At 71.5% G+C, this 16,838-nt stretch carries 15 protein-coding genes; 7 read left to right on the top strand and 8 right to left on the bottom strand.

All coding sequences use genetic code 11. The features are described 5' to 3' along the window. Nucleotides 1-155: 155 nt before the first annotated feature. Both AB0F17_RS10160 and AB0F17_RS10155 read right to left on the bottom strand, forming a co-directional pair. The gene (locus AB0F17_RS10160; RefSeq protein ID WP_358019262.1) at nt 156-2,633 is read right to left on the bottom strand and encodes a VIT domain-containing protein; all 2,478 of its coding nucleotides are present in this window, start codon (nt 2,631-2,633) and stop codon (nt 156-158) included. Beyond that, nucleotides 2,630-3,601, bottom strand: coding sequence for a MerR family transcriptional regulator (locus tag AB0F17_RS10155; RefSeq protein WP_358019259.1), 972 nt, complete (start codon nt 3,599-3,601; stop codon nt 2,630-2,632). Before AB0F17_RS10155 ends, AB0F17_RS10160 begins: the two co-directional genes overlap by 4 nt. A gap of 98 nt (nt 3,602-3,699) precedes the next feature. Here AB0F17_RS10155 and AB0F17_RS10150 point away from each other — a divergent pair, with 98 nt between their 5' ends. Both AB0F17_RS10150 and AB0F17_RS10145 read left to right on the top strand, forming a co-directional pair. Continuing rightward, a complete protein-coding gene (locus AB0F17_RS10150) occupies nt 3,700-4,167 on the top strand; it encodes a DNA starvation/stationary phase protection protein (protein ID WP_358019256.1) in 468 nt (155 codons plus the stop codon). Between the two features lie 201 nt (nt 4,168-4,368). Further along, nucleotides 4,369-5,391: an alkaline phosphatase PhoX gene (locus AB0F17_RS10145; RefSeq protein WP_358019253.1), complete on the top strand. Its 1,023-nt coding sequence runs from the start codon at nt 4,369-4,371 to the stop codon at nt 5,389-5,391. Between the two features lie 59 nt (nt 5,392-5,450). Here the strand turns inward: AB0F17_RS10145 and AB0F17_RS10140 are convergent, their stop codons facing one another. Further along, nucleotides 5,451-6,362: a helix-turn-helix domain-containing GNAT family N-acetyltransferase gene (locus AB0F17_RS10140; RefSeq protein ID WP_358019250.1), complete on the bottom strand. Its 912-nt coding sequence runs from the start codon at nt 6,360-6,362 to the stop codon at nt 5,451-5,453. A 22-nt stretch (nt 6,363-6,384) separates the two neighbouring features. On the opposite strand from AB0F17_RS10140, the gene AB0F17_RS10135 reads away from it, so the two are divergent. Together AB0F17_RS10135 and AB0F17_RS10130 are read left to right on the top strand one after the other, a co-directional pair. Then, nucleotides 6,385-7,299 carry a lactonase family protein gene (locus tag AB0F17_RS10135; RefSeq protein ID WP_358019247.1) on the top strand — a complete coding sequence of 305 codons (915 nt, stop codon included), beginning with the start codon at nt 6,385-6,387 and terminating at the stop codon, nt 7,297-7,299. Between the two features lie 54 nt (nt 7,300-7,353). Then, entirely contained in the window at nt 7,354-8,700 is a 1,347-nt protein-coding gene (locus tag AB0F17_RS10130) for a N,N-dimethylformamidase beta subunit family domain-containing protein (protein WP_358019244.1), read from the top strand. Here AB0F17_RS10130 and AB0F17_RS10125 read toward each other — a convergent pair. From AB0F17_RS10125 to AB0F17_RS10115, 3 genes are all read right to left on the bottom strand, one after another. After that, entirely contained in the window at nt 8,697-9,425 is a 729-nt protein-coding gene (locus AB0F17_RS10125; protein ID WP_358019241.1) for a Clp protease N-terminal domain-containing protein, read from the bottom strand. The two genes, AB0F17_RS10130 and AB0F17_RS10125, sit on opposite strands and share 4 nt — an antisense overlap. A 31-nt stretch (nt 9,426-9,456) precedes the next feature. Further along, nucleotides 9,457-10,971 (bottom strand): glycerol kinase, encoded by a 1,515-nt coding sequence (locus AB0F17_RS10120; protein ID WP_358019238.1) that lies wholly within the window; start codon nt 10,969-10,971, stop codon nt 9,457-9,459. Between the two features lie 174 nt (nt 10,972-11,145). Continuing rightward, nucleotides 11,146-11,748 carry an IS607 family transposase gene (locus AB0F17_RS10115; RefSeq protein WP_358019235.1) on the bottom strand — a complete coding sequence of 201 codons (603 nt, stop codon included), beginning with the start codon at nt 11,746-11,748 and terminating at the stop codon, nt 11,146-11,148. Between the two features lie 77 nt (nt 11,749-11,825). On the opposite strand from AB0F17_RS10115, the gene AB0F17_RS10110 reads away from it, so the two are divergent. Continuing rightward, nucleotides 11,826-12,851, top strand: coding sequence for a 6-phosphofructokinase (locus AB0F17_RS10110; protein WP_358019232.1), 1,026 nt, complete (start codon nt 11,826-11,828; stop codon nt 12,849-12,851). A gap of 136 nt (nt 12,852-12,987) precedes the next feature. Here the strand turns inward: AB0F17_RS10110 and AB0F17_RS10105 are convergent, their stop codons facing one another. Both AB0F17_RS10105 and AB0F17_RS10100 read right to left on the bottom strand, forming a co-directional pair. Beyond that, a complete protein-coding gene (locus AB0F17_RS10105) occupies nt 12,988-13,824 on the bottom strand; it encodes an MHYT domain-containing protein (protein ID WP_358019229.1) in 837 nt (278 codons plus the stop codon). A 95-nt stretch (nt 13,825-13,919) separates the two neighbouring features. Then, nucleotides 13,920-14,885, bottom strand: a complete 966-nt coding sequence (locus AB0F17_RS10100) for an MHYT domain-containing protein (protein WP_358019226.1) — start codon at nt 14,883-14,885, stop codon at nt 13,920-13,922. Between the two features lie 113 nt (nt 14,886-14,998). Here AB0F17_RS10100 and AB0F17_RS10095 point away from each other — a divergent pair, with 113 nt between their 5' ends. Together AB0F17_RS10095 and AB0F17_RS10090 are read left to right on the top strand one after the other, a co-directional pair. Further along, nucleotides 14,999-16,099, top strand: a complete 1,101-nt coding sequence (locus AB0F17_RS10095) for a DUF5931 domain-containing protein (protein WP_358019223.1) — start codon at nt 14,999-15,001, stop codon at nt 16,097-16,099. A 39-nt stretch (nt 16,100-16,138) separates the two neighbouring features. After that, nucleotides 16,139-16,780 carry a response regulator transcription factor gene (locus AB0F17_RS10090; RefSeq protein ID WP_358019220.1) on the top strand — a complete coding sequence of 214 codons (642 nt, stop codon included), beginning with the start codon at nt 16,139-16,141 and terminating at the stop codon, nt 16,778-16,780. Nucleotides 16,781-16,838 lie beyond the last annotated feature (58 nt).

The raw sequence follows: 16,838 nt of genomic DNA, 5'->3' as shown, positions 1-16,838 counted from the left end.
TTGGGTGTTCTTCCCTGTCTTTTCTTCTTTTTGCGTGTTTTTTTGGGGGTGTCGCCAACATTGGTGGCACCCCTCTCTGCGGCCGGGCCGGGGGGGGGGGGGGGGGGGGCCCCCCCGCGCCCCCCCCCCCCGCCACAGGTTGCTCGCCGGTCCGGTCAGGTGCGCTTCCAGAACGGGCGGCGGGGCGGCGTACTCGGTGCGGACGAACCCGGTGTGGACGATCCGCTGGTGAGTGCGGTGAGCACCTCGATGGCGTGCGTCCTCAGCGCTTCGGCGTCGGTGCCCGGCAGTTCCGCCGCCTGGAGCTCCTGGGCCAGGGCGGACAGTTCCGGGTGCCCGCCCAGGAAGGCGGCCAGCGCCGAGAGCCGGGAGCCCAGGTCCGCCAGGTAGAGCGGGTCGGTGCCGCCGAGCAGCGCCTTGAGCCGGTCGAGCTCGACGACCAACTGCGGCCTGACCGACTCCAGCCCGGATGCGCCCGGCCGCGGAGCCGGGGGCGGGGCGAACCGCGGCGGCGGGCTCATCCGCCCACCGGCCGAGCCGCCACCGAAGCCGCGGCCCGCGCCACCTCTCGGAGCACCGTCCGCGCCACCGCTCGGAGCGCTCGGAGCGCCGCCCGCGCCGCCCGGAGTGCCGCCGGGGCCCGCTTCCGTGTCCCAGTCGATGCCCCCGGCTGTGTCTGAAGCGCCCGTCTCCTGGGTGCCGCCCGCGAGGCCGTGGCCCTGGCCGGGGGCGAAGCCCGGGGCGGGCACCGACCTGGCGCGGAACGACGGCGCGGCCATCACCGCGGCCTGGGCCATGAACGGCATCATCGGCGGGTTCTGCGGCAGCTCCCAGCCGCTCGGCGGCTCCACGGGCTGGATGACGCGGTGCTCCGGCTCGCCTTCCGCCACCTTCCTGGTGTCGACCGCCACGTAGGCGGTGAAGCGGCACAGGACGCCGTTCTCCAGCGAGACCCGGACGATCTGCGCCTCCAGCTCGTGCTCGCCCATGGCGTAGCGGTCCTCCAGCTCGCGCAGGTGCGCGCGGGCCCAGACGGCGCGGATCGCCGGGTTGTCGACCACGGTGCCCGTCACCTGCTGCTCCCACGGGGTGCCCGAGGCCAGCCCGCGTACGGTCACGGACGAGCCGTTCCGGTAGCGGCCGTGTACCCGCAGCGGGACGCCGGGGAAGATGGAGCCCAGGTGGCTGACCGTGCCGGGCTCCACATCGAGGTCCTTGAGCGACAGGTCGGTCACCAGGGGCGCGCCGATGCGCCGGTGGATCTGTTCCATGGCGGCGTCCAGGCGGTCCTCCGACTCGACCAGCTCGCAGCGGCCCGCGCCCAGACCGGCCAGCCGGCCCAGGAACCCGGCGTTCACCGCCCGGTCGATGCCGACAGTGTGTACCCGCATCGCCGACAGGGCGCCGCCGGTCTGCTCCAGTATCTGGTCCTCGTGGCCCACCTGCCCGTCGGTGACCAGCACGAGGACGCGTTCCCGCCCGGCCTGGTCGTGGAGCAGGGAGATGGCCTGGCGGAGCGGCTCCAGCAGTTCGGTGCCGCCGCGGGCGTCCACCCGTGAGAGGTGTTCGACGGCGCGGTAGCGGTTGCGGTCCGAGGCCGCCACGAGCCCCTCGAACGCCTGCTCCACCACCGAGTCGAACGTCAGCACCGCGAACCGGTCCTGCTCGGTCAGCGTGTCGACGATCCGCGCCGCGGCCCGGCGCGCGGCGACCATTTTCCAGCCGCCCATGCTGCCTGAGCGGTCCAGCAGGAGTACGAGGTCACGCGGCGCGCGCGGCGACTCCAGCGCCGGGGGCAGCACGGTCAGCGAGAACGCGCCCCGGCCGTCCAGCTGCAGCGCGGTCGAGGCGTCGAACGACAGCCGCAGGATGAAGTCGCGGTCCAGCCGCTCGCCGGGCCGCAGCCGTACCGTATGGCCCTCTTCTTCGTGGACCTCTTCCTCGACCACGTGCAGGCTGGAGGCCATTTCGCGCAGGTCCAGCCCGGCGGCGTCGATGGTCGCCGTCAGCGACAGGCGTACCGGGTCGGGGAAGCCGGGCAGCAGCACCGGCGGTGTGATGCGCGACGCGTCGGGCACCGCGTCGGTGTCGGGCGCGGTGCCGTCACCCGAGCTGGGGCCGTCGAGCGGGGTGCCCGGAATGTAGCGGGGCGCGACGACCAGCGGGAAGCGGAACGTGGCCGCGCCGTCCTCGTACGGCAGCGGCTGGCTCAGCGTGAGCCGGACCGTCACCCGCTCGCCGGGCAGCAGGTTGCCCACCCTGATCGTGAACACGTCGGGCCGGTCCTCCTCGGCGATCGCGGCCCGCTTCCCCTCACGCAGCGCCTGGTCGTAGTCGGCTCTGGCCTGGCCGCGCTCCTTGAGCACGCCCTCGATCACCCGGTCGTCGGCCTCCATCCTGAACCCCGTCACCGCCGCCCGGTCGGGCAGCGGGAAGACGTACGTGGCCTCCAGCGTGACGTCGTACGGATTGCGGAAGCCCTGCGTCACCTCGACCCCGGCGACCAATCCGGAGATGTCGGCGGACACGGCCACGCTCTCCAGGGGCAGGTTCCCGCGCGCGGTCCGCAGCGCGCCGAATCCGGCGTCCGGCACCGGCAGGCACCGGGCGGGCTCCAGCGAAGTGATCTTCATATCAGCTTCCTCTCTTCGAGCAGCGCCAGCAGCGGCGCCGCCGCGGCGAGTACCGCCTGGATGTCGTCGTCAGCCGGGGTACGGCCGGCGCCGTCGAGCACGAGCGTGACCCCGTCAGCGAGCCTGACCCCATGCACCAGCGCGCCACTGGGCTGGGCGACACGTGCGGGTCGGCCGGTATCGCTGGGCGGGGGAGGGCCGGCAGGCCGGAGAGCGCCGCCGGGCGTGGCGGCGCCGGAGGGCAGGGCCGTACTGGGGGGCGGGGGAGTGGCGGCGGGATAGGGAGTGGCGACGGGCAAGGGACCGTTGGCGGGCAGGGGAGTGCCAGGGGACAAGAAGGTGTCGACAGGCAGAGGCGCGTTGGCGGGCAGGGGAGTGCCAGCGGGCATCGGAGTGTCGGTGGGCAAGGGACCGTCGGCGGGACGTGGATGCGGAAGGGCGGGGCCGGTGCCGTCGGCTGGACGTTCGGCCCAGAAACGGCCACGTGGGCTCCCGGCTCCGGCCGCCGTGACGTCGTGGGGGGTCGTCGCCTCGGGTGTCTCGCCGTTCGGGAGTCCCGCCACATCGGGAGATCCCGCACTCTGGGGCGCCGTTGCCTCGGTCGTCGCGTCGCCCACAACGGCCTCCAGCGCCGCGATGTCCTCGTCCAAAGGCGACCATCCGGGACGGGCCGTCTGTTCCAGAGTGGAGTCCGTCGCGCCGGTCAGGGCGGTCTGGATCTCCGCGATCGACCGCCCGGCGGCCTGGAGCCGCTTGATGGCCACGAGCTGCAGCAGGTGCCGCCTGCCGTACTGGGCGATCCTGCCGCGCCTGGTCAGCGGTGGGTCGACGAGGCCGATCGTGGTGTACCACCTGATCAAGCGCTCACCGGGCACGTCGCGAACCCGGCCGTTGAGCGGCTGCGCGTGGGCGCGCAACGCGTCGGCGGCGTGCTCCGCCAGCTCGCGGATGGTCCAGGTGTCGCTCATACCTTCACAATTACACTGTCACTATTGCAGTGTCAATCGGAAGGCAGCGGGCAGGAGGGGCGTTCTCTGTAGAAGACCCTCAGGGGGAGGAGCACATCATGGCTACGATCACCGGTCCGCTCTCGGGCGACGCGAAGAACACGGTCGCGAAGGCCCTCCAGGGAGCACTGGTCGATCTCATCGATCTCTCGCTGCTCGCCAAGCAGATGCACTGGAACCTGACCGGCCCGCACTTCCGGCAGATCCACCTCCAGCTCGACGAGCTCACCGCCTTGGCCCGCGAGCACGCCGACACCATCGCCGAACGCGCCGTCGCCCTGGGAATCAGCCCGGACGGCCGCGCGGCCACCGTCGCCAAGTCCACCAAGCTCTCGCAGCCGGAGAACGGGTGGATCGAGGACGGCAAGGTCGTGGCGACGATGACGGACATCCTGGAGAGCATCGGCAACCGGATGCGCGAGCGCATCGCCGCGACCGACGAGCCGGACCCCGTCTCCCAGGACCTGCTCATCGCCGTGGCTCAGGACATCGACAAGCAGCACTGGATGTTCCAGGCCCAGCGCTGACCTCGGCACCACACACGGCCCGGGAGCCCGCCCGCCCGCTCCCGGGCCGTGGCCGCCTCGTGCCGAAGTGGGTCGTGCCGAAGTGGGTCGTGCTGGTGTCACCGGATCACGCCTGAGGTTCGCGCAGAGTTTGATCCCGCACATCCCTGTCATTCATGTCGGTGAGGTCGACTAGCGTGGCACTTAGAGGGAGGCTCCACGATGTCCAGCAAGACGCTCCTCCGCACGGGTCCGCTCCGGCAGGACGGGATGAGCCCGTATGGCCCCCTGGAGCCGCCCGGCGGCGACGATCTGGCCTTGCCCGGGGGGTTCAGCGGCCGGATCGTGGCCCGCTCGGGCCAGAAAGTGGCCGGGCTGACCTGGCACGCGGCGCCCGACGGTGGTGCGTGCTTCCCCGACGGCACCGGCTGGATCTACGTGTCCAACTCCGAGCTGCCGCTGCTCGGCGGCGCGTCCGCGCTCCGCTTCCGTGCCGACGGTTCGATCGCGGACGCGTACCGCATCCTGTCCGGCACCGACCTCAACCGCGCGGGCGGCGCGACGCCGTGGGACAGCTGGCTCTCGTGCGAGCTCGGCCACCGCGGCCGGGTCTTCGAATGCGACCCCTACGGCGCCCGCGCCGGGCGTCCCCGCCTGGCCATGGGCCGCTTCAAGCACGAGGCCGCCGCCTGCGACCCCGACCGGCAGGTCGTCTACCTGACGGAGGGGGAGCCCGACGGGTGCTTCTACCGTTTCAGGCCGGGCGATTGGGGCGATCTCACTGAGGGCACCCTGGAGGTGCTCTGCGACGGCGGCGACTGGAAGCCGGTGCCGTCGCCCGCCGCTCTGCTCAAGGCCACGCGCCATCAGATAGAGGACGCCCGCCACTTCGACGGCGGCGAGGGCTGCCACTACGCGGGCGGCGTCTGCTACTTCACCACCGAGGGCGACAGCGGCCTGTGGGCCTACGACGCCGAGACCTCCACGCTCGACCGGATCTGCGACGGCGTACGCGCCATCACCGCGGCACCGTCGGGCGACCTGTACGTCGCCAGGCAGTCGACGGAGATCGACCTCATCACGCCCGATCGGGAGGTCACGCCGTTCCTCAAGCTCGGCGGCCCGAGCGGGGCCGAGCTCACGGGGCTGGCGTTCGCGCCCGGCGGCGGGCGACTCTACTTCTCGGCCAGACGGGGCCGCGACGACGGCCGCACCTTCGAGGTGGCCGGCCCCTTCCGCGCCTGAGCGGGCCGCCACGCGTCCGGCCCCTCAGCCTGGCGCCGATGGCAGAGGCCAGGTGGCCCTTAGAGGTCGCGGCTCCACTCCTGCTCGGTGATCTCGACCCCGTTCTCCATCCCCTTGTGCTCCGACTCCAGCTCGAACCCGGCGGCCTGGTAGAGGCGCAGCGCGCTCACCAGGCAGTCGCGGGTCCACAGGGTGATCCGCTTGTAGCCCTCGGCCTTGGCATGGCGCAGGCACTCGTCGACGAGCCGTCCGCCCAGGCCCAGCCCGCGGGCGGACGGCTCGACCAGCAGCAGCCGGAGCCGCGCGGTGGTGTCGTTCTCGCGTACGCAGAACACGCACCCGGCGGGCTCCCCGCCGACCTCGGCGATCCAGCCCATGTCGCGCGACGGGTCGTACCCGCCGATGATCCTGGCGACCAGCCGCTCGAAGTCCATGCCCCAGCCGTACTCCTGGCTGTAGAGGACGCCGTGCCGGTAGACGACCCAGCTCAGGTCGCCGGTGCGCGGGGGCCTGATCACGTACGGCTCGCGCTCGCCGGTGCCCTCCAGCAGCGCCCTGATCGTGGCCATGGCGGCGATCAGGCGCTCCTGCCCCTGCTCCGGCAGCGCGGTCAGCAGCCGCTCGGCCTCCTCGTCCGACCGCAGGTCCAGCAGCCCGAACGCCTCGACGCCCGCCGTGCTGAGCCGGATCAGCTGCTTGCGGGCGTCGGTGGCCGAGCGTTCCCTGGAGATCAGGCCGTCGCCCTCGAGGCGGGTCAGGATCCTGCTCAGGTAGCCCGCGTCGAGGCCTAGGAGGGCGCGCAGCTCGCCCGTCTCCAGCCGGCCCGCGTGCCCGAGCTCGAACAGCACCCGGCACTCGGCGAGCGAGTACGGCGAGTCGTGCATCCCGGCCTGGAGGACACCGATGACCTTCGTATAGAAGCGGTTGAAGGCCCTGATCTCGGAAACTCTTGCCTTTGTCAACGAACTCATTGCCTTAGTCAACCATGAGAAGATGCCTTCTGTGAAGCACCTGTATATAGGCGGATATGGGCCTGGCATCGTCACCCCCGGCGGAGAGCTGACCCGGCTCACCTCGTCCTCGTTCCTGGCAGCGCACCCGAAGCTGCCGGTGTTGTACGCGGTGGGCGAGCTGGCCCAGGGCTGGCTGAGCGCGTTCAGCGTCGAGGCGGGCACGCTCGTCCCGCTGGACGAGCGGCCCAGCATGGGCGACAGCCCCTGCCACGTGGCGGTCGATCCGGAGGGCACGCTGCTCGCCGTCGCCAACTACGGCGACGGCGTGGTGAGCCTGCACCACCTCGACTCCCGCGGCGCGTTCGAGGGACGCCCGATCGTGCTGAGCCACGAGGGCTCCGGACCGGACCCCGAGCGCCAGCAGGGCCCGCACGCCCACCAGACGGTCTTCCACGACGGCCTGCTGTACGTCTCCGACCTGGGCACCGACCAGATCCGCCGCTACACCCCCGAGGGCGAGGCGCAGGAGCCGATCCGCCTGTCCCCGGGCACCGGGCCGCGCCACATGGTCTTCTCCGGTTCGCGCCTGTACGTCGTCGGCGAGCTCGACGGCATCGTCACGCTCATCGACGGCGAGAAGTCGGCGGGCACCCTCGCCTCACGGGCCGAGGGCGTCAACCATCCCTCCCACCTCGATCTCGAGGGGGAATTCCTGTACGTGGCCAACCGCGGCCCCAACACGATCACCGTGCTGCGGGCCGACGACCTGTCGCTGGTGGCCGAGGTGCCGTCGGGCGGCGAGTGGCCCCGGCACTTCGCCATCGACGGCGACCGCCTGTACGTGGCCAACCAGCACTCGGGAGTGGTCACCGAGTTCGCGCTGAAGGACGGCGTGCCCGAGCCGACGGGGCAGGTGCTGGAGGTCGAAAGTCCTTCTTGCGTGCTGCCGGGGTAAGGACTTCGCCAAGTCGCGGGCCCGGAGGGCGGCCGGTCGTGACCATGGTGCGCTGTGCGAAAGTCCCTCGTCGTCCTGCTCCTGCTGGTGACCGCGTGCGGCGGAGTCCCCGCCGCACCGGCTCACCCGTCACCTCCGGTCTCGGCTCCGCGAGCCACCCCGCCCACGGACGCGCCCGCCGTCCGTCCGGCGCACTGGCGCATCACCGAGCGCGGCGCGGAACACGAGATCGAGGGATACGCCGACCGCGTCAGCGTGCTGCCCGGCGAACGGTTCCGGATACGCGTCTCCACGACCGCGCCGCACTTCACCGCGTACGCCTTCCGCATGGGCGCCCGCCCGGCCGAGGTGTGGCGCTCCGGCCGTCTCCCAGGGGTACGCCAGGCGCCGCCCCAGACGGTGGAGGGCATGGTCACGGCCGCCCACTGGAAGTCCTCGCTCACCGTCGACACCACCGGCTGGCGGGAGGGCGCCTACCTGCTGCGCCTCGACGCCTCCACCGGCGGCCAGCGCTACGTCCCGATCACCGTGCGCTCGGCCTCGACTCGGGGGCGGGTGGTGCTGGTCAATGCGGTGACCACCTGGCAGGCGTACAACGTGTGGGGCGGCCGCAGCCTCTACCAGGGCCCGGGCGGGTTCGACGACCGCTCGCGCAAGGTGACCTTCGACCGGCCCTACGACACCTCCGGCGCGCGGCTCTTCCTCGACTTCGAGCGGTCCGCGATCGCGCTGGCCGAGCGGACCGGGGTGCCGCTGGCCTACCTGACCAGCCTGGACCTGCGGCCCGGCGTGCTCGACGGGGCCAGGGCCGTGGTGTCCCTGGGGCACGACGAGTACTGGTCGCCCGCCATGCGCGCCACCGTCACCCGCGCCCGCGACGCCGGCACGAACCTGGCCTTCCTCGGCGCCAACGCCGTCTACTGGCGGATCGGGCTGTACGGCCGGATGATCATGTGCGACAAGGAGAGCCAGTGCCCGCTCTGGCGGGCGTCCGCGCCGGAGAGCGCGTTGGTGGGGCAGCAGTACGACTGCTTCCCCGCCGAAGCGACCTACGTGGTGCGCAGGCCCGGCCACTGGATCTTCGAGGGGACCCGGGGCAGACGCTTCCCCGGCCTGGCGGGCGTCGAGACGGACAAGGTGTCCACCGATTCGCCGCGGAACGTCAAGGTGCTGGCCCACTCGCCGGTCAACTGCGGCGGCCGGGCGACGGCTTCCGACAGCACCTACTACACGGCCCCGGGAGGAGCCGGGGTGTTCGCCTCGGGCACGATGCGCTGGGTGTGCGGGATGCGGGGAAGGCAGTGCGGCCACGGGGTGACCAAGGCCGCCGCCCCCTTCACCCGCCACGCGACGCGCAACATCCTGACCAGGTTCGCCCAGGGCCCGGTGGGGGCACCTTAGGACTTCTTGTCGCGCTCGAGGAGGAGCTCGGCGAGCAGTCGCTTGATCTCGCGCTCGGCGCCCTCCGTGGTCACCCCGAGTCCGTCGAGCGCGGCCGGGGCCGGGCCTCCGCCGAGTGACAGCACGCCGAGCAGCAGGTGCTCGGTGCCGATGAAGTTGTGGCCGAGCCGCAGGGCCTCGCGCAGCGTCAGCTCCAGGGCCTTCGTGGTCTGCGGGGCGAAAGGCGGCTTGTCGGGCGCGGTCGCGCTCGCCGGCTTGAGCAAGGCCTTCATGACCTCCTCGACCCGGTCCAGCGGCGCGCCGAGCGTCACCATGGCCTTGGCCGCCAGCGCTTCCGGCTCGCGCAGCAGCCCGAGCACGAGGTGCTCGGGCTCGATGTACGCGCTGCCCGCGCTCTTGGCCGCCTTCTCGGACTCCACGATGACCGTCTGCGCCCGCTTGGTGTAGCGGCCATAGGAGAGGAGGTCTTCGGCCACGCCTCCCTCCTTGGCCACGAACCGTTTCTGGACGGCCTGCTTGGTCACGCCCATGCTGCGGCCGATCTCGGTCCAGGAGGCGCCGGAGTGCCGGGCCCGGTCGACGAAGTGGCCGATGAGGTGGTCGGCCACCTCGCCGAGGTGCTCGCCCAGCGTCACGGCGTCGGAGAGCTGGCCCAGGGGGTCATCGTCGCGGTGACGGCTCTTGATCGCGTTGATGAGGTCGTCGAGACGTACGGTCTGATCCATGGGTCAACCATAGGTTGACGATTCTGGATCGTCAACCCTGGGTTGACGCCAGTGCGACGGCCGCCCGCCATCGCTCGTACGCGGCGTCGTCGCGGGTTCCCGGCTCGAAACGGCGGTCCAGCCGCCACGTCTCGCGCAACTCGTCCGCCGATCCCCAGACGCCCGAGCCGAGACCCGCCAGGAACGCCGCTCCCAGCCCGGTCGTCTCCTGGACCACCGGCCGCTCCACGACCGTGCCGAGCTGGTCCGCCTGCATCTGCATGAGCAGGTCGTTGCCGCTGGCCCCGCCGTCGGCCTTGAACATCGGCGCGGACCCGGCGCTGTTGGACGCGGGCGCGGACCCCGCGCCGTTGGGCGCCGGTGCGGACTTGCCCGTCATCACCTCGACCACGTCGCGCACCTCGAAGGCGATCGCCTCCAGCGTCGCCCTGACCAGGTGGGCCCTGGTGGTGCCGCGCGTGATGCCGGTGATCAGGCCGCGCGCCTCCGGGTCCCAGTACGGCGCGCCGAGCCCGGTCAGAGCGGGCACGAACACCACGCCGCCGCTGTCGGGCACCGTGCGGGCCACCGCCTCCGACTCCGGCGCGGTGCCGATCAGCCCCAGCCCGTCGCGCAGCCACTGCACGGCCGCGCCGGTCACGAAGATCGAGCCCTCCAGCGCGTACGTGATGTCGCCCGACGGCGTCTGCCAGGCGACGGTGGTGAGTAGGCCCGCGTCGGAGCGGACGATCTCCTGGCCGGTGTTGGTCAGGATGAACGAGCCGGTGCCATAGGTGCACTTCACCTCGCCCACCCGGAAGCACGTCTGCCCGAACAGCGCCGCCTGCTGGTCACCCGCCACGCCGCTGATCGGCAGGTCGAGCCCGAGGAAGGCACCGGGGTCGGTACGGCCGATCGGGCCGTAACTGGGCACGATCTCCGGCAGGGCGGACTCGGGCACCCCGAACAGCTCGCACAGCTCGGGCTCCCACGATCCGGACGCCAGGCCGTACAGCAGGGTGCGCGAGGCGTTGGAGGGGTCGGTCACGTGGCGCGCGCCCGCGGTGAGGCGGGCGATCAGGTAGGAGTCGACGGTGCCCACCACCACGTCGCCCGACAGCACGCCCGCCCACGAGCCCCGGTCGTGCTCGGCCAGCCAGGACAGCTTCGAGGCGGTGAAGTAGGGGTCGAGCCGCAGGCCGGTCAGCTCCGAGACGCGCGGCTCGTGGCCGGCCGAGCGCAGCCGCTCGCAGCTGCCCGCGGTGCGCCGGTCCTGCCAGACGATCGCGCGGCGCGGCGCGGCCAGCGTGCGCCGGTCCCACAGGACCGCGGTCTCCCGCTGGTTGGTGATGCCGAGGCAGGCCGGCCTGGACGTGGCCGCGCGCAGAGCCGCCGCGCAGGCGCTCAGCGTGGCCTGCCAGATGTCCTCGGGGTTGTGCTCGACCCAGCCGGGTTCGGGGAAGTGCTGGGCGAACTCCTCGTAGCCCTTGGACTCGATCCGGCCGTCCTCGGTCACGACGAGCGCCGTCACCCCGGTGGTCCCGGCGTCGATGGCCAACACACTCACGAAATCGCCTCCCGGAAGGGGTTCCGCTCGCTACGCTCGCGATTTGGTCTAGACCACTGCCCGCGCGGGCGGGCAGAATGCGATGCTGGTTGTGAAAAGCGTTCGGAGAATCTTATTGATCCTCGTGCCGGCTCCATCGGCATGCACCCCGGCCGTCCGGGGCCATGCGCCGCCTCACGCTGCCTCGAAGGCGGCCCGGAGCGCGGCTCTGGCCCTGCGGGCGGCCGAGCGCCGGCCGTACAATCGGGCGCAGAGCGAGGTGAGGACCTCGGCCATGTCCCGCAGCAGCTCGTCATCGACCCGGGCGCCGGGGACGGCGCCCTCACCGACCTCCGTGTCGTCGTCGATGACCACGATCCGGCGGCCGGTGGCCTCCAGCGCGGCCGACAGCTGCTCCAGCCCGAACCGGGCGAGCCGGTCGCGGCGCTCGACCACGATCACGCCCACCGACGCGTCGCGCAGCAGCCGGGCGAGCTTCGGCCGGTCGCCGTCCATGCCCGAGCCGACCTCGCCGACGACCTCGGTGACCGTCAGGCCCATCCCGGTCGCCAAGGCGACCACCCGTGCCGCCTGCCGGTCGAGTTCGGCCAGCTGGTCGGTGCCGGAGACGCGGCAGTACGCCACTGCCCGTCCCGTGACCTCCGCCGTCCGATCGAGGACCATGTACCTACCGGTCGCGGTCTTGACCACCGGGACCGGCATCTTCCCGTCCCGCGCCCACTGCCAGGCGGTCTGGTAATGCACCCCGTTCCGCCGCGCCCACTCCGAGAGCTTCACGTATCGACCATCTCAGACAAAGCTTAGAAGAACTGATGTTTTCACTAATGGCAAGAAACCCATAGGAGGAACCCGTCATGCGAATCGGAGTGCTCACCGGAGGCGGCGACTGTCCCGGTCTCAACGCGGTGATCAGGGCGGTCGTGCGCAAGGGGGTGAGCGTCTACGGTCACGAGTTCGTCGGGTTCCGCGACGGCTGGCGCGGCCCGCTCGAAGGCGACACGATGCCGCTGGACATTCAGGCCGTACGAGGCATCCTCCCGCGCGGCGGCACGATTCTCGGCTCTTCGCGGACCAACCCCATCAAGATCGAGGGGGGCGTCGACCGCATCAAGGAGAACCTGGCGGCCACCGGCGTCGACGCGCTGATCGCCATCGGCGGCGAGGACACCCTCGGCGTCGCCAAGCAGCTCTACGACCGCGACGTCCAGGTCGTGGGCGTGCCCAAGACGATCGACAACGACCTGTCGGGCACCGACTACACCTTCGGCTTCGACACCGCGGTCAACATCGCGACGGAGGCCATCGACCGCCTGCACACCACCGCCGAGTCCCACCACCGGGCGCTCATCTGCGAGGTCATGGGCCGGCACGCGGGCTGGATCGCGCTGCACGCGGGCATGGCGGGTGGCGCCAACGTCATCCTCATCCCCGAGCGGCCCTTCGACATCGACCGTGTCTGCGAATACGTCGAGTCGCGTTTCCGCACCCGCTACTCGCCGATCCTCGTGGTCGCCGAGGGCGCGCACCCGATCGAGGGCCAGATGGCGCTGCAGGCCGGCGAGCTCGACTCGTTCGGCCACGTACGGCTCGGCGGCATCGGTGAGGTGCTGGCCAAGGAGATCGAGAAGCGCACCGGCAAGGAGGCCCGCACCACCGTGCTCGGCCACATCCAGCGCGGCGGCACCCCGACCGCGTACGACCGGGTCCTGGCCACCAGGTTCGGGCTGCAGGCGATCGACGCGGTGCACGAGGGCGACTACGGCAAGATGGTGGCGCTGCGCGGCACCGACATGGTCCGCGTCGGGCTCGACGTGGCCACGGCCGAGCTCAAGACGGTGCCGGTGTCCCGCTACGCGGAGGCCGAGGTGTTCTTCGGCTGATTGAAAGCGGCCTGCAAGCGGGCGGCCGTACCTTCTGTAGCAGCGGGGTTACCGCTACAACCCCCTCGAGGTACGGCTTGCGCCGCGACGAGTCGGCGGCCCACTAACGCGCCGCAGGCCGTACCTAGGACATAGATCAAGAGCGGGGCGTGCCGAAGAGATCCACATCCGGCGCGCCCCCGCCGCGGTTCTCCGGCCTGCCGCGCCCGTTCGGCCCGCCGGTGTCCTCCATCCCGCCGCGGCCCTCCAGCCGGGCGAGGAACTCCGCCTCCCCGCGCATCTCCTTCTCCGAGGGCGAGAGCATGACGGCGAGCAGCAGCCCCATGGTGATCACGCTGATCCCGACGATCAGCGGCAGCAGGAAGTCGATGGCCGGCGCGCCGGGGATCGGCGCCGACGGGCTGTGCGCGTGCACCGACATCGCGTACATCCCCGTGTAGTGCATGCCGGTCACCGCGACGCCCATGACCAGGGCCGCGCCACCGATCTTGACCGCGCCGCGGACCCGCAGGGTGAACCAGAGCGCGACGGTGGCCGCGGCGATCGCGATGAGCACCGACAGCGCGACGATCAGCGGGTCGTAGCTCACGTCGCCCGCCATGTTCATCGCGTACATGCCCAGGTAGTGCATGCCGGCCACGCCGACGCCGGTCAGGACGCCGCCGCCGAGCAGGTACGGGGCCCGCTCGCCGCCCCGCGACACCATGAACAGCCCGGCGCCCACCACCGCGACCGCGAGCGCCGCCGAGGCGGCGGTGAGCGGCATGTCGTAGCGGATCATCGTGCCCTGCACCGCGAAGCCCATCATGGCGATGAAGTGCATGGTCCAGATGCCGGTGCCACCGATGGCTACCGCCGCGCCCGCCAGCCAGAACCTGGCCTCCCTGCCGCCGACCAGCCGGGCCCGCGAGGTCAGCAGCAGGCCGAGCATGGAGCCCACGCTGGATATGCCGTAGGCGAGGAGGAGGGTCAACGGCCCATGCGAGAAGTGGTCGATAGGCGACATAAGCACACACGTCCCTTAAAAGTGAATAAGGGAGTATGAGCAGGGCTCAGGTGGTTTTGCAACTATCTCCGGCGTGTCTGTGGGCGAGTCGGTTGTTGCGGGAACCCCTGGTGGTGTGGGGATCCAGGTGTTCCGAAGGTCGGCTGCGGCTCGGGGACGGGTGCGCCGAAGATCGGCTGCGGCCGAACGGGCCGCTGCCGCGGGGGAACGGGTGCCGTCGGGGGTGTGGGGAGGGTCTGCTGCTGGTGGGTGGCGCGCCTGCGCAACTCCAGCCGGGCCACGAGCTCGGCGTCCTCGTGCAGCTCCTGCTCCGACGGCGACAGGATGACCATGAGCAGCATGGTCAGCGTGATCAGGCTGATCACGGTCATGAGCGGCACGAGGAAGTCGAGGGCGTCGGCGCCGGCCACGGCGGAGGGCTCGGCGTCGACCGTGACCAGCATCGCGTACATGCCGGTGTAGTGCATGCCCGAGACGGCCACGCCCATGACCAGCGCCGCGCCGGTGATCCAGACGGCGCGCTTGACCCGCAGGGTGAACCACAGGGCCACGGTCGCGGCGACCACGGCGATGAGGACGGAGGCGACCACGATCCTGCGGTCATAGGAGACGTGCGCGGACATGTTCATCGCGTACATGCCGAGGTAGTGCATGCTGGCCACGCCCAGGCCGGTCAGCAGGCCGCCGCCGAGCAGGGCGAGCACCCGGCCGCCGCCGTACGAGACCAGGAACAGGCCGGTGCCGACGACCACGATGGCCACCACGGCGGAGGCGACGGTGAGCGGCACGTCGTACTTGATCTGCGTGCCCTCGACCTCGAAGCCCATCATGGCGACGAAGTGCATGACCCAGATGCCGGTGCCGCCGATGGAGATGGCCGCCCCGAGCAGCCATCGCATCCGCGATGCGCCTCGAGAGGCGTGCGCCTGGGCGGTCAGCCGCAGTCCGAGCATCGACCCCATGCACGACATCACGTAGGCGAGGACTGGCGTGAGCGGGCCGTGGACGAAATGGTTAACAGCGGACATTAAGTCAGTTTCCTTGCATTAGGGTGCACCGGATTCTGCCAGTTGACCTGTCCTATTCACATGGATATCTCGACTATCTGTCAACTTGTCAAGTCGAAACGTGAGAAGGGCTCATGGGTATTGAGAGGCCGTTCTGGCGGGCGATAGCGGTTTTCCGGGTCGCCTCGCTGCTGTACGCCGCCGTGTTGCTGGCGCAGCACCAGGGGTACGCCGAGCCGCTCACGGGGTGGCTGGTGATCGGTGTCATGGGGTTGTGGACCGCCGCGGCGATCTTCGCCTACTCCGTCGAGGCGCTGCGCCGGTGGCCGCTGCTCGTGCTCGACCTCCTGGTGGCCGTGGCCTGCCTGCTCGCCTCGCCGTACGTGGAGGGCGCCCGGCCGTCCGGGGAGGGCGCCATGCCGGTCCCGGCCACCTGGATCGCGGGCCCGGTGCTGGCCTGGGCGGTGCACGGCGGGCGGCGGCTCGGCACGGTGGCGGCGGCCGTCGTGGCGGCGGCGGACCTGTGGCTGCGGGTCCGCGGGACCGACGCGCCCGTCCTGATCAACGGCGCGGTGCTGCTGTTCATGACGGGCGTGGTGGTGGGTCACGTGGCGCGGCTGGCCAAGCAGGCGGAGGAACGCATGCAGCGGGCCGTCGAGATGGAGGCGGCGCAGCGCGAACGCGACCGGCTGGCGCGCGACGTCCACGACTCGGTCCTTCAGGTCCTGGCGCTGGTCCAGCGCCGCGGCCAGGAGTTGGGCGGCGAGGCCGCGGAGCTGGGCCGTCTCGCCGGTCAGCAGGAATCGGCCCTGCGCGCGCTGTTCATCCGGCCCGCGCCCCCGCCCACGGGGGTGACGGATCTGCGGCCGCTGCTCATGCGCTACGGCTCCGAGCGGGTGACGATCTCGACCCCGGCCACCCCCTTGGTGCTGCCGGGGCCGGTGGCGAAGGAGATGGCGGCGGCCGTCGGGGCGGCGCTCGACAACGTCCGCGCGCACTGCGGGCCTGCGGCGCGGGCGTGGGTGTTCGCTGAATCGGGGGACGGCACGGTGACGGTCAGCGTCCGCGACGAGGGTCCGGGGATTCCGGCCGGCCGTTTGGAGGAGGCCGCCGCGGCCGGCCGCTTAGGCGTCTCCCAGTCCATCCGTGGCCGCATCGAGGGTCTCGGCGGACACGTCCTGATCACCGGCGTCCCGGGAGAGGGTACTGAGATCGAGCTCACGGTCCCCGCCTAGCGTTGGGCTGTCGTGCCCGGCGACCTTAGAGTGGCGGCCATGGTGCGGGTGATGGTGGTGGACGACCATCCGATGTGGCGCGACGGGGTCGCCAGGGATCTGGCCGAGGCGGGCTACGAGGTGGTCGCCGCCGTGGGCGAGGGACGGCAGGCGCTCCGCGTGGCCGGGGCCGTGCTTCCCGAGGTGGTCGTGCTCGACCTGCGGTTGCCCGACATGTCGGGGGCTGAGGTGGCCAAGGGGCTGGCCGGGATGTCGCCGTCGCCGAGGGTGCTGGTGCTCTCGGCGAGCGCCGAGCAGGACGATGTGCTCGACGCGGTCAAGGCTGGGGCTTCCGGATATCTGGTGAAGTCGGCGAGCCGGGAGGAGTTCCTCGACGCCGTCCGGCGGACCGCGGACGGCGACGCGGTGTTCACGCCCGGCCTGGCCGGGCTGGTGCTGGGGGAGTACCGGCGGCTCGCCGCCCAGCCCGCGCCGGCCGAGGGGCCGCGGCTGACCGACCGGGAGACCGAGGTGCTGCGGCTGGTCGCCAAGGGGCTGTCCTACCGGCAGATCGCCGGCCGTCTCGTGCTCTCGCACCGGACCGTGCAGAACCACGTCCAGAACACACTCCAGAAGCTCCAGCTTCACAACCGGGTCGAACTGGTGCGATATGCGATCGAGCAAGGGCTCGACGCGGACTAAAATCGGTGGGTCGAGGCGTTGGCCTCGGCGCGTCCCCATCACTCCCGGAGGTTCTGCC

The sequence above is a fragment of the Nonomuraea sp. NPDC026600 genome (genome assembly GCF_040638335.1).
Lineage (GTDB): Bacteria > Actinomycetota > Actinomycetes > Streptosporangiales > Streptosporangiaceae > Nonomuraea.
This window is presented reverse-complemented; position numbering and strand designations above follow the sequence as displayed.

Excerpts from the sequence above, each read along its gene's own strand:
- AB0F17_RS10100 (WP_358019226.1), bottom strand. The coding sequence starts at position 14,885 with ATGTCCGCTGTTAACCATTTCGTCCACGGCCCGCTCACGCCAGTCCTC.
- AB0F17_RS10135 (WP_358019247.1), top strand. The coding sequence starts at position 6,385 with ATGCCTTCTGTGAAGCACCTGTATATAGGCGGATATGGGCCTGGCATC.
- AB0F17_RS10110 (WP_358019232.1), top strand. The coding sequence starts at position 11,826 with ATGCGAATCGGAGTGCTCACCGGAGGCGGCGACTGTCCCGGTCTCAAC.
- AB0F17_RS10155 (WP_358019259.1), bottom strand. The coding sequence starts at position 3,601 with ATGAGCGACACCTGGACCATCCGCGAGCTGGCGGAGCACGCCGCCGAC.
- AB0F17_RS10090 (WP_358019220.1), top strand. The coding sequence starts at position 16,139 with ATGGTGCGGGTGATGGTGGTGGACGACCATCCGATGTGGCGCGACGGG.
- AB0F17_RS10150 (WP_358019256.1), top strand. The coding sequence starts at position 3,700 with ATGGCTACGATCACCGGTCCGCTCTCGGGCGACGCGAAGAACACGGTC.
- AB0F17_RS10160 (WP_358019262.1), bottom strand. The coding sequence starts at position 2,633 with ATGAAGATCACTTCGCTGGAGCCCGCCCGGTGCCTGCCGGTGCCGGAC.
- AB0F17_RS10125 (WP_358019241.1), bottom strand. The coding sequence starts at position 9,425 with ATGGATCAGACCGTACGTCTCGACGACCTCATCAACGCGATCAAGAGC.
- AB0F17_RS10145 (WP_358019253.1), top strand. The coding sequence starts at position 4,369 with ATGTCCAGCAAGACGCTCCTCCGCACGGGTCCGCTCCGGCAGGACGGG.
- AB0F17_RS10095 (WP_358019223.1), top strand. The coding sequence starts at position 14,999 with ATGGGTATTGAGAGGCCGTTCTGGCGGGCGATAGCGGTTTTCCGGGTC.
- AB0F17_RS10140 (WP_358019250.1), bottom strand. The coding sequence starts at position 6,362 with ATGAGTTCGTTGACAAAGGCAAGAGTTTCCGAGATCAGGGCCTTCAAC.